At 48.1% G+C, this 11961-nt stretch carries 9 protein-coding genes; 8 read left to right on the forward strand and 1 reads right to left on the reverse strand.

Features of this window, described 5'->3' with window-relative positions:
* Window positions 1–577 precede the first annotated feature (577 nt).
* The 7 genes from KJS69_RS14105 to KJS69_RS14135 all read left to right on the forward strand — a co-directional run bounded on the left by KJS69_RS14105 (window position 578) and on the right by KJS69_RS14135 (window position 10145).
* Complete coding sequence (locus tag KJS69_RS14105) at window positions 578–1357, forward strand: glucosamine-6-phosphate deaminase (protein WP_213584424.1); 780 nt, start codon at window positions 578–580, stop codon at window positions 1355–1357.
* A complete protein-coding gene (locus tag KJS69_RS14110; protein ID WP_213584425.1) occupies window positions 1354–2520 on the forward strand; it encodes an N-acetylglucosamine-6-phosphate deacetylase in 1167 nt (388 codons plus the stop codon). Before KJS69_RS14105 ends, KJS69_RS14110 begins: the two co-directional genes overlap by 4 nt.
* Before the next feature lie 360 nt (window positions 2521–2880).
* Window positions 2881–5214, forward strand: a complete 2334-nt coding sequence (locus KJS69_RS14115; RefSeq protein ID WP_213584426.1) for a helix-turn-helix domain-containing protein — start codon at window positions 2881–2883, stop codon at window positions 5212–5214.
* A gap of 180 nt (window positions 5215–5394) precedes the next feature.
* Window positions 5395–7005, forward strand: a complete 1611-nt coding sequence (locus KJS69_RS14120; protein WP_213584427.1) for an extracellular solute-binding protein — start codon at window positions 5395–5397, stop codon at window positions 7003–7005.
* 111 nt (window positions 7006–7116) lie between these two features.
* Entirely contained in the window at window positions 7117–8076 is a 960-nt protein-coding gene (locus KJS69_RS14125; RefSeq protein WP_213584428.1) for an ABC transporter permease, read from the forward strand.
* 12 nt (window positions 8077–8088) lie between these two features.
* Complete coding sequence (locus KJS69_RS14130; RefSeq protein ID WP_213584429.1) at window positions 8089–8967, forward strand: carbohydrate ABC transporter permease; 879 nt, start codon at window positions 8089–8091, stop codon at window positions 8965–8967.
* Between the two features lie 56 nt (window positions 8968–9023).
* A complete protein-coding gene (locus KJS69_RS14135) occupies window positions 9024–10145 on the forward strand; it encodes a glycoside hydrolase family 88 protein (protein WP_213584430.1) in 1122 nt (373 codons plus the stop codon).
* 87 nt (window positions 10146–10232) lie between these two features.
* Here the strand turns inward: KJS69_RS14135 and KJS69_RS14140 are convergent, their stop codons facing one another.
* Entirely contained in the window at window positions 10233–10406 is a 174-nt protein-coding gene (locus tag KJS69_RS14140; RefSeq protein WP_213584431.1) for a hypothetical protein, read from the reverse strand.
* Between the two features lie 298 nt (window positions 10407–10704).
* On the opposite strand from KJS69_RS14140, the gene KJS69_RS14145 reads away from it, so the two are divergent.
* Complete coding sequence (locus KJS69_RS14145; protein ID WP_213584432.1) at window positions 10705–11337, forward strand: SGNH/GDSL hydrolase family protein; 633 nt, start codon at window positions 10705–10707, stop codon at window positions 11335–11337.
* The last annotated feature ends 624 nt before the right edge of the window (window positions 11338–11961 follow it).

Below are 11961 nucleotides of genomic sequence, written 5' to 3' on the forward strand. Positions count from 1 at the left end.
CGTGCTTCGCCGCTCATTGTCGCCCCCCGCCTCGCGTTGTCGTTCGAGCGTCGGTACCCGCCGTGCCTCGCCGCCCGAGCCTCGGTTCCCGCGCCTCAGTGCCTGCTTGCGTCGTCTCCTGCGCCGCATTGCCGCTCGTACGTCGGTTCCCGCGCCACAGTGCCTGCTTGCCGCGCTGCCCGCCTCGCCTACTTTACGCTGACCCCCCCTTCAAAGTACTCCGAGGAGGAGGGGGATCAGCATTATCGTATTCGGGAAGGCGGGACCGGTTAATGGCCCGCTCTTCTGCTTTTTGAGGAATAAGGATTGTCAGCCTATCGAATATCGCCCATAATAGAGGTAGTCAACTATATGGCTGGCATTAAAGATTTCATAGCTCATGGAGTGGAGAAAGAAAGAAGACACCAAGGTGAGTATTAGCTTTGTATTCCTGCCTTCGAAGGCTTTGGAAGCTTCGGAGGCCCGTTCCTTCGGAACGGAAGGAAAGCTTTCTTTAATGCTGCTTATATAGGTTAGACAGCTTAGTGTAACAAATAAGTCCGATTTAATGACTAATTCAAGGGAGGACAAACCAGTTATGAGCTCAACGATTCAACCGATTCTATCCGAGGTCCGCGACCAATTGAAGGTCGAGGTCTATGCAAACCGTCAGGACATGGGGCATAGCGCAGGACAGGCCGCTGCCGGCAAAATAAAAGAGCTTCTCGCCAAGCAGGAGAAGGTCCGGATGATTTTTGCCGCTGCCCCCTCGCAGAACGAATTTTTGGAAACGTTAACGAAAGATTCAGAGATTGATTGGTCGCGGATCACTGCCTTTCATATGGACGAGTACATTGGTCTGGAGCGTAATGCTCCTCAGAGATTCAGCCAATTTCTGCAGGATCGTCTTTTTGACGTAGTTAAACCGGGACAAGTGCATCTGATCGATAGCTCGAATTCCATTGAGGGAGAATGCAAGCGGTATGTGGAATTGCTGAGTGAGGCTCCTATCGATATAGTTTGTCTGGGAATCGGAGAGAACGGGCATATTGCGTTCAACGATCCGCCAGTAGCCGATTTTGAGGATCCGATGCTGATGAAGCCGGTGGAGCTGGACGATGCTTGCCGTCAGCAGCAGGTCAATGATGGCTGCTTCCCAGCCTTCGGCGATGTGCCTACTCATGCGCTCACGCTTACGATCCCGGCTATTATGTCCGGCCGTCATCTATTCTGTATGGTCCCGGGGCCGACCAAGCGCGACGCTGTTATGCACACGTTAAACGGTCCCATTGCAACGGAATGTCCCGCTTCTATTCTCCGTACCCATGCGGACTGCACATTATATGTAGATACGGATTCTTATGAGGTGAAATCATGAGTGGAGAAGGGCAGATCGTTCTCGAAGGACTGCATTACGAAACCGGGAAACCCGTCAGGGTGACGATTCGCGGAGAGAAGATTCAGCAGGTGGAGGAATCTGCACAAGAAGCAAAGGCCAACCTGCCCTGGATAGCTCCCGGCTTGGTCGACCTGCAAATTAACGGCTACTATGGCGTTGATTTTAACACGCTTCCGTTGACCAAAGAAGCGGTACAAAAGGTGACCCGTCAAATCGCTGAGCTGGGAGTAACCTCCTATTATCCTACGGTCATTACGAACAGTTCGGAAGATATCGAGCAGCTTGTCGGCATTATAGCGGACGCTTGCTCCTCGGATCCGTTGACTGGACAATGCATCGCCGGCATTCACATCGAAGGTCCGTTCATCTCTCCCGAGGACGGCGCAAGAGGAGCTCATGGAAAGCAGTTCGTGATGGCTCCGGATTGGGAGCTGTTCCTGAAATGGCAGCGGGCGGCAGATGGCCGAATCCGCATCATTACGCTTTCTCCGGAATGGGATAATGCCCCGGAGTTTATCGCCAAATGCAGTGCCAGCGGGGTAACGGTCTCCATCGGGCATACGTCCGCCACACCGGAGCAAATCCGGGCAGCCGTGGCCGCGGGCGCGCGAATGTCCACGCATCTGGGCAACGGGGCGCAATTGATGCTTCCGCGCCATCCCAATTACATTTGGGAGCAGTTGGCCAGCGATGAGCTGAGTCCCTGTGCCATCGCCGATGGATTCCATCTTCCCGAATCGGTGCTCAAAGTGTTTCTCAAGGCGAAGGCGGAGCAGTTGATTATCGTTAGTGACGCTGTATTTTTGAGCGGAATGGCTCCGGGAGAGTATGACACTCATATCGGAGGCAAAGTTGTGCTGACTCCGGAAGGACGGCTGCATACGGCGGCTAATCCGAATATATTGGCCGGCTCCGCGCAGATGCTGCCGTTCAACATAGAACATCTGGTTCGTACGAAGCTGTGTACGGCCAATCAGGCGTGGGAAATGGCATCCACTCGTCCGGCAGCATTCATGGGAATGCCAGCGGCGCAAGGCTTGGCGGAAGGGGCCCCGGCGGATCTTGTGCTCTATACTTGGCAGGGAGATAAGCTGGACATCCACAACGTATTCAAGAACGGGAATCAGATTCACTCGCACTAGAAGCAGTCGGATATAACGGCATTAGTCAAGAATGACTAAGGAAGACTGCAAACTATGATCTATATGGAAGATGCTAGACTATCGCAGTACCAGGGTGGCCTTTTGATGGCCTCCCTTTTTTTCTTTGCCAAGGTGCTTCGTCTCCTGCAAAGAGCCTGTTTTCAAGCAAAATATTAAAAACAGACAGTCCACCATTAAAATAGATCATGTACAACAAAGGAGGAATTATCCATAATTATAATAATTTAAATAACTATCCAGTTATAAGGAGGACCATCAAATTTTAATCTCAAGTCCAAGCTTAGTTCGCCACGATTCATTAATTACCGATCATAAAATTTGGGGAATAGGGGGATTGCGATGACGAAAAAAGGATTACCCATTGTATGGAGAGGCAGCGGTCGCCAAAGCGTATTCATAACGCTATTGTCTTCTTACATCATCATTCTTCTTATTCCGGTTATTATTGGAAGCGCTTTATACCAAAGTGTGGAGAAGCTGATGGTGGACAATGCCAACCGGGCTAATCTGGGAATGCTGGAGCAAGTGAAGCAGGTCATGGATAACCGGCTCCGTGAAGTCGATTCGATCACTATGCAATTGGCTCTCAATCCGAAGCTGCTCTGGCTCCTGGGCAACGTTGGAGCCGATACCGTCAACGATCAAGTTAAGTTCTTGGAGTTTATGAAAGAAGTGAAAAACTTCAGAAATGTAAGCAGCTTCATTGAAGATTTTTTGATTTATTTCAAAGGTTCCGATACGATCCTTACGCCTCTTATGAAAACTAGCCCCGATGTTTATTTCAATAGAATCCGTTCGTATAACGATAAGGACTACGATTGGGTCATGGATGAACTTTTATCCGGATATCGCAATAAAACTTATTTTCCGGTTACGCCGATTACCGATGTTGTCGATTCGAGGAAGGCTAATTACATTACTTATGTTCAATCACTCCCTCTGAACAGCTATTCTGACCCCGATGGATACTTGGTCATCTATATCAATGAACAGGAAATTAATCAACTGCTCAAGCAGGTGGAATGGGTCAATAACGGGGCGATCTATATTATGGATGAGAATCAGCAAATTCTGATGACGAACTCCAATGAATACGAAATCGACCCAGAAATTTATACCAGGCTGACTCAACAGAGTGATGACTACAATCTGCAAATCGGAGAGAAGATGCTGTCATATACGACCAGCGCAAAGAATGGCTGGAAATACGTGTCTATCGTTCCTAAAGGAATCGTGATGGAGCGGGTGAATGAAGTAAAGAACTGGGCGCTGACCATGCTGGTCGTCTGTCTGGTTGCCGGAGTGATCGTTTCTTACGTCATGGCCTACCGGAATTACAGTCCCATTCGGGAATTGATCCAGGCTATTGCCAAAGGAAAAGGGATTTATAAGGGCAACTTCGCCAATGAGTATGATTTTATCAAAAAGACGATCGTACACTCGCTCGACGAAGAAAAAAATTTACGAAGAACATTGGAAGAGCATGCTCCTGTGCTGCAAGCGAACTTCTTGACCCGCTTAATCAAAGGACATGCGGAGATTGAAGCCGCCAAGGACAGCTCTCTTGAATTTATGGGGATTCATTTCAAGCATAATTTTTTCTATACCATTATTTTCGATATTGATGACTGCTCGTGCTTTATTAAAGGGGATACCGAACGGGAATGGGCGCTTGTCCGTTTTATCCTCACCAATGTGTGCAGCGATTTATTGCAGGATGAGGGCTACATTGTAGAAATGGACCGTAACCGGCTGGCGGTGCTCGCCAGCATTCCCGAGGCCGACGAGGAGGCCAAGCTGCGCCGCAAGGAATTTACCCGTGAATTGAAGCAGGTCATCAAGGAACGGTTTCGCATCAAAACCACCGTGGCCGTCAGCTCCATTCAGCAAGGAATGGAAGAGATCGGAAGATGCTACCGGGAAGCGTTGATGGCCTTGGATTACCGAATTATCTACGGTGCGAATGAAGTGATTCATTATGAAGATATCGAGGACTTGGAGCAGCACTACTACCACTACCCGATGGAAGCGGAAGTTCAATTGATGAATTATGCGAAAAGCGGGGATTACGCCCATGCCGAGAAGCTGCTGGATCAAATCTATGAAGTCAATTTCCTGAACCATGGAATTACCCCGGAGATGGGAAGATGCCTGTTTTTTGATCTATTGAGTACGGTGCTTAAAGTGCTGAATGGAATGAATATCGATGACAAAAAGCTGTTCCCCGGATCGTCTGATCCGGCCAAAGCGATCTCCGACTGCTCTACAGCGGAGGAGATGCTCGGCAAAACCAAGGAGCTTTATCGAGAAATATGCGCTCATGCCAAGGAAGAGAAGACCGATCGCAGTGAGCGTCTATATACTAATATTTCCCGCTACATAGAACAGAACAGCCTGGACGCCAACATCAGCTTGACGGCGATGGCCGAGCATTTTCAGATGACGCCGCAGTATTTGTCTTCCTTCTTTAAGAAATACAGCGGGGTAAACGTCTCGGACTATATTGCAACAGTGCGGATTCGCGAATCGAAAGCGCTGCTCGCTGACCGGACGCTGACCGTATCACAAATCGCTCAGAGGGTCGGGTATTCCAATGATGTCGGTTTTATTCGTTTTTTCAAAAAATATGAAGGCGTAACTCCCGGAAAATATCGGGAGATGCTGGAACAATGAAGAAAAGCTTTAATCCGGATAGTCATTATTAAAAACGGATTATGACGGATCTTAAAGGAGTATAGTTTAGCCGCGATATGTATGGTATGCAGGGGAAAGGCCTTTCGCTATAGTTTGAATATGTCGCCAGTCAAGAGCGATTGTAAGCGTTTCAAACTAATGAAAAGGGAGGCCTGACAAATGAAGAACAAGAGACAAAAAGCCGCTGCGGCTCTGATGTCCGTTACTCTGGCAGCCGGGTTAATCGCTGGATGCAGCAATACGGAGAAACCTCCGGCAGCTCAACCGTCAGATTCTGGCGGGGCGCCGAAGGAGGTGCAATATCCGGAGAAGCTTTCTTATTGGGCAGGGATGGGGAATGCCGGTTCCGTCCTGAAAAGCTTCAATGAAATGGGCGCTTATAAAGAGACGGAGAAAATTACCGGGACGAAGGTGGAATTCCAGCATCCCCCGTCAGGACAAGAAGCCGATCAATTTAACCTGATGCTCGCATCCGGCAAGCTGCCGGACATCATTGAATATAATTGGGCTTCAGTAGCCAAAGGGCCGGACAATGCGATCAAGGAAAAGCGAATTATCCGGTTGAATGAGTTGATTGAAGAGCATGCTCCGAATCTGACCAAAATCTTGAATGAGCATGCGGAGTGGAAGAAATTGATTACGACGGACGACGGCAACATTTATGTATTTCCGTTCATCCGCGGGCATGAGGAGCTGCTGACCTTCCATGGTCCGGTCATCCGTAAAGATTGGCTCGACAAGGTCAATTTACCGGTGCCCACAACAATAGACGATTGGGAGAAAGCGCTGACCGCCTTCCGGGATCAGGATCCTAACGGCAATGGTCAGAAGGATGAGATCCCGTTCCTTCTAACGATGGGAGATATTAATGTCGGTCATGCTTTTATCGGCGCCTGGGGGATTACAACCGAATTTTATCAGGATAACGGGCAGGTCAAGTATGGACCCATCCAACCGGAGTATAAGGAATTCTTAACCCTGATGAACCGGTGGTATACAGAGGGGCTGATTGATAAGGATTACGCAACGACAGACTCCAAGCTGAAGGATGCCAAAATGACCGGAGATCAATTGGGCTCCATAGTGACGTATAATGGAAGCGGTCTCGGCCGGTATACCAGCTTAATGATAGAATCCAATCCCGACTTCAAACTTGTAGGCACGACCTATCCTGTTCTTAAAGAAGGGGATAAAGCATTGGGTCAAATGGATTTCCCTTTCACTGGAGTGGGAGCCGCCATTTCCGCGACAGCCAAAAATCCGGAGGAGCTGGTTAAATGGATGGACTTCCGGTACGGGGAGGAAGGGCATATGCTGTTTAACTTCGGGGTCGAGGGAGAAAGCTACGTCATGGAGAACGGTTACCCGAAGTACACGGATCTGATCATGAATAATCCGGACAAATTGCCCGTTACCCAGGCGATGTCCAAATATTTTGTCGCTAGCTGGTCCGGACCGATTATTCAGGATGTTCGCTATCAGGAACAATATCTGTCGATGGATGCCCAGAAGGAAGCCATCAAAAACTGGATGGACGCTGATCATTCCAAGCTGCTGCCTCCGATTACACGGACGGCGGACGAAAGCTCCAAGTATTCGTCTATCATGAACGATATCAATACCTACAAGACCGAGATGATTGATAAATTCATTATGGGTGCGGAGCCTCTTGATCGTTTTGACGATTTTGTAAATACGCTTAAAGGGATGGGTATCGAGGAAGCCATCCGGATTCAGCAGACGGCCTTTGAACGCTTCAATCAGAGATAGTGATTGTACCGCTGTTTATGTTCGTGTCGGGGAGCGTCCCGGCACGAACCCTTTCTCGGATGACCGGATATTTCAAATACGTTCTGATTACAGCAAAAAGGGAGGCTGCGTATGGCGGAAGTAGTTAAAGGAAAACCATCCGGAACAGTGAAGGATAAGACGCGTTTTCTTTATCGGGTCGTCCGCGACTTCAAGATGAACAAGTACGTCTATTTGATGCTGCTTCCAGTAGTAGTCTACTATGCTGTCTTTCACTATGGCCCTATGTACGGAGTGCAAATTGCCTTTAAGGATTACTCTCCGACACTTGGATTTTGGGGAAGCCCCTGGGTCGGTTTTAAATATTTTCAAGATTTCTTTAACAGCTTTTATTTTTGGAGATTGATTCGCAATACAATATTGCTGAGTGTTTACGAGCTGGTTTTTGCTTTTCCGGCGCCGATTATTCTTGCCCTGCTGCTTAACGAAGTTCGCAACCGGCTGTTTAAACGCGCGGTACAAACGATTACTTATATCCCGCATTTCATCTCGATTGTCGTTATTGCCGGGATGATGGTTGACTTCTTGGCGCGCGACGGTTTGATCAATAACCTGCTGGCCTGGTTTGGAGCGGAAGCGATTCCGTATCTGCGGCAGCCTGAATGGTTCCGGACGATTTACATCAGCTCGGGAATATGGCAGGGAGTAGGCTGGGGGACCATTATCTATCTGGCGGCCATCTCCAATATCGATCCTTCTCTGTACGAAGCCGCGAGGGTCGATGGAGCCAATCGGTGGAGACAGACGATTCATATCACGATTCCCGGCATGCTGCCCACCATTATTATTTTGCTTATTCTGCAAATGGGGAATCTGATGACTGTCGGAACTGAAAAAATATTGCTGCTGTACAATTCCGCCACTTATGAAACGGCCGATGTCATTGGCACCTTCGTTTACCGCAAGGGGCTTCTGGAATCCAATTACAGCTATAGTGCAGCGATCGGCTTGTTCAACTCGATCATTAACTTTACATTACTGGTGCTTGCGAATACGATCAGCAAGCGAACGACGGAAACCAAATTGTGGTAGGAGGGATGCTTGATGAATAAACCGACGATAGCGGAACGGATCTTTGATTTCTTCAACTCGTTATTTATGATCATGCTGTGCCTCGCTACCTTGTATCCGTTCTTGTACGTGCTGATAGCTTCGTTAAGCGACCCGGCATGGGCAGTACAGCAGCGGGGGTTGATCTGGTTTCCCCATGGGTTCAATCTGGAAGCCTATAAGCTGGTTTTTGACAATCCTATGATCAAAACCGGTTACATGAACACTCTGTTTATCGTTGTCGTCGGAACGGCTATTAACGTTTTTATGACGGCACTGGGGGCTTACGGACTCTCCCGGCAAAATGTGATGTGGAAAAATCCGATAATGTTTTTCATCGTTTTTACGATGTTTTTCTCGGGAGGGCTGATTCCCACTTACTTGCTTGTTACTAATCTGGGCATGCTGGATACTTTATGGGCGCTCATAATTCCCGGTGCGGTCAGCGCATTCAATCTGATCATCATGAGAACCTCATTCCAGGGAATTCCCATCAGCCTGGAGGAATCGGCCAAGTTGGACGGAGCCAATGATTTTACGGTGCTTTTCCGAATCGTCCTGCCGCTTTCCATGCCGGTTGTGGCCGTCATGATTTTGTTCTATGGAGTAGGGCATTGGAATTCCTGGTTTAGCGCCATGATCTATTTGAGGGACCGCGAATTATTTCCGCTCCAGCTTGTCCTAAGAGAGATTCTGATTACGAACAGTACGGACAGTATGATGACCAATGTCGGCGCTGTCGATAAAATGCCGATTGGCGAGACGATCAAGTATGCGACCATTATTGTTGCTACGATTCCGATCCTGCTTCTGTATCCGTTCCTGCAGAAGTATTTTGTCAAAGGAGTTATGATCGGGGCTATTAAGGAATAAGACAATTTGGTAGAATGAGAAAGGAAAATATATATTGTAGAAGGTGTGATACAGGTATGTGGAAGCAAGCCATTGAGGATGCTATTCAAAAAACGAGAAAAAATATCGAAAGCCATCCTGATCTTTTTCCCCATATTACAGAAAACAATCGCTACGACTGGGGCGACAACAACGACTGGATCGAAGGCTTCTACACCGGAATGATCTGGCTTTCGTATCAATATACAGGGGATGAATTTTTTAAAAAGGCGGCAGAGGCCCAGGTGCGCAATTTCAGCGAGCGGCTGGCGAATGATGTCGCGCTGAATCACCATGATATCGGATTTTTATATTCGCTATCTTCGAAAGCGCAATGGATTATTGAGAAAGACGAGGAAGCCCGCCAATTGACACTTCGTGCTGCTGATCATTTAATGCGCAGATGGCGGCCTAACGGACAGTACATTCAAGCTTGGGGTCCCGAGGGGGACCCGGAGAATGGCGGCAGAATCATCATTGACTGCCTGATGAACTTGCCTTTGCTGTATTGGGCGCACGAGCAGACCGGGGACCGCAAATATTTGGACACGGCTCGCATACATGCAGAAAAAAGCAGACGTTATTTGGTGCGCGGAGACGATTCTTCCTACCATACGTTCTACTTTAATCAGGAAGACGGAACTCCGATTCGCGGAGGCACTCATCAAGGCTTCCATGACGGATCGACCTGGACACGGGGTCAGGCGTGGGGAATCTACGGCTTTGCTCTATCCTATCGCTATACTAAAAATCCTCTCTTTCTCGAAACATCGAAGAGACTCGCTGTTTATTTCGACAAGCATTTACCGGAGGATCAGGTCGCGTATTGGGATTTTGATGCTCCTATAGAGCCGGGTACGTCCCGGGACAGCTCGGCATCGGCTATCGCGGCTGCAGGCTTGCTGGAGCTGATTGAGCATTTGGACGAGAACGATCCGGATAAAGCTTATTTCGAGGAAGCCGCGAGGCGGTGGATGAAATCGTTGGTAGAGAACTATTCCACGATGAATCTGCCTGAGGCGGAAGGTCTTCTCCTGCACGGCTCTTATCACGTTCGGGGCAACCGGGGGCCGGATGATTTTATGATTTGGGGAGACTATTACTATCTGGAAGCCCTGATGAGATTGGAAAAAGGGTTCAAAGGATATTGGTACGAGTAATGGCAGCCGAGGAAAAAATGGCAGCTGTGGAAAATCCGAAAGCGGCTTGTAAGGCTGCTCTCGGATTTTTTGGCTTCATTGACGGACTTAACTGTGCATGCTTTCTTTATAGTTAATTTTGTAGACGACCATAAAATTTTCTGAATGCAATTCCTCGCCAACGACGTTGTAATTGATGCTGTGCACGGTGTCTTCCGGAAGAGTTCTCAGGAAATTGTTTAACTCTTCTTTATCCTCGAATGTTTTGACCTGTAGTGCCATAATGAATTCCACCTTATTGTTCAATTTATGTACTTATAATATGTTCCAATAGACCAAATTATAAACAAACGGATGCAAGCTGACCGGCCTAACGCTTTATGCAGGACTAGTAAAGAGGAACCGTAATGTGAAAGCAACTGGCAAACGTTCTAATGGCTGGCAGTACTTGAATCCGATAAACTTTAACTATCGTTACCGGCCATTAATCCATCGTAATTTAACCATTTCTTTCCCCAAATCCATATGGCATAATAGAAAATAGAGATGACTTATTCTACCAATAAAGGGGAAATGAAGAGTGCTCATTTCAAATAATGAGGTTGTGTTGTTTCAAGGCGACAGCATTACAGACGCGTCACGCAATCGGGAAAATTCCAATGATCTTGGCAAAGGCTACGCCTTGATGGCTGCCGGATGGTTTAACTCCTTGTTTCCCGAGATGGGAGTAACTTTCTATAACCGGGGAATAAGCGGCAACCGGGTTAAGGATTTACAAAACCGCTGGCAGGAGGATTGCCTCGATTTGCAGCCTACCCTGGTATCCATTTACATAGGAATTAACAATACGTGGAGAAAATTTGATCGTAATGATCCTACCTCCGCCGGAGATTTCGAGGCCGGGTTACGGGATTTGCTTGTTCAGACCAAAAGCAAGCTGGATGCGAAGCTGATGCTGATCGAACCGTTTGTCCTTCCGGTACCGGAGGACAGAAAGACATGGCGTGAGGATCTCGATCCGAAGATTCATATCGTGCGCGATTTGGCCAGAGAATTCAATGCGGTGCTTGTTCCGCTGGATGGTGTGTTTGCTCAGGCAGCTACCCGAGCGGATGCCGCATCCTGGGCGCCGGACGGGGTCCACCCCTCACCGGCCGGGCATGCGCTTATTGCGAGAGCTTGGCTGCAAGCAGCGGGAGTTCGGAACGTCTAACTCAGTTCCTCTGCTACAATATATGTTGAACTAAGGAATAGCTATTGTTTTGTAAACCAATGTCAATGGAGTAGTGCTTTAAACAAAACGCTGTAAATTAATAGTTGATGCGAGATATGGCGAGACGGGGGAGGATTGGACGAGACTGAGCGAGACGGAAATACCTCGTCTCCCAAGGACATTATTCTCCACATCCGCCTTTAACCATTTCCATAGACAGTTGGCTTACTGGAATATTATACCGGACAATCTCCTTTCAAGTTGCTGAGCATCGACGTGCCCGTACTTATTTTCTTGTTCTGGATCCTCTTCGACTTCCGGAAGGCCATACCGGATCCTGAACCGTACCACCTAGCTCAAGCCTCTAAAATAAAAAAGTCGGGAACGGGAGATCTGTTGTCTCTTCATTCCCGACTTTTTCAGCGGCGCTATTTTACAGGAAAAATACGAAATCGAGCTTGTATGATCCCCTTTGGAGAGAGGTCGATTCATTGTGACGGACATCCGTGACCCTTACCGCCCCAAAAGGGGCTTTTCGATAACTTAATGGACATAAAGGACCATTGGCGGAGAAAATGATGCGAAATGAGGAGTTTCTCTCGAATAATGGTCATAAATTTCCGT

This window comes from Paenibacillus sp. J2TS4 (assembly GCF_018403245.1).
Lineage (GTDB): Bacteria > Bacillota > Bacilli > Paenibacillales > NBRC-103111 > Paenibacillus_L.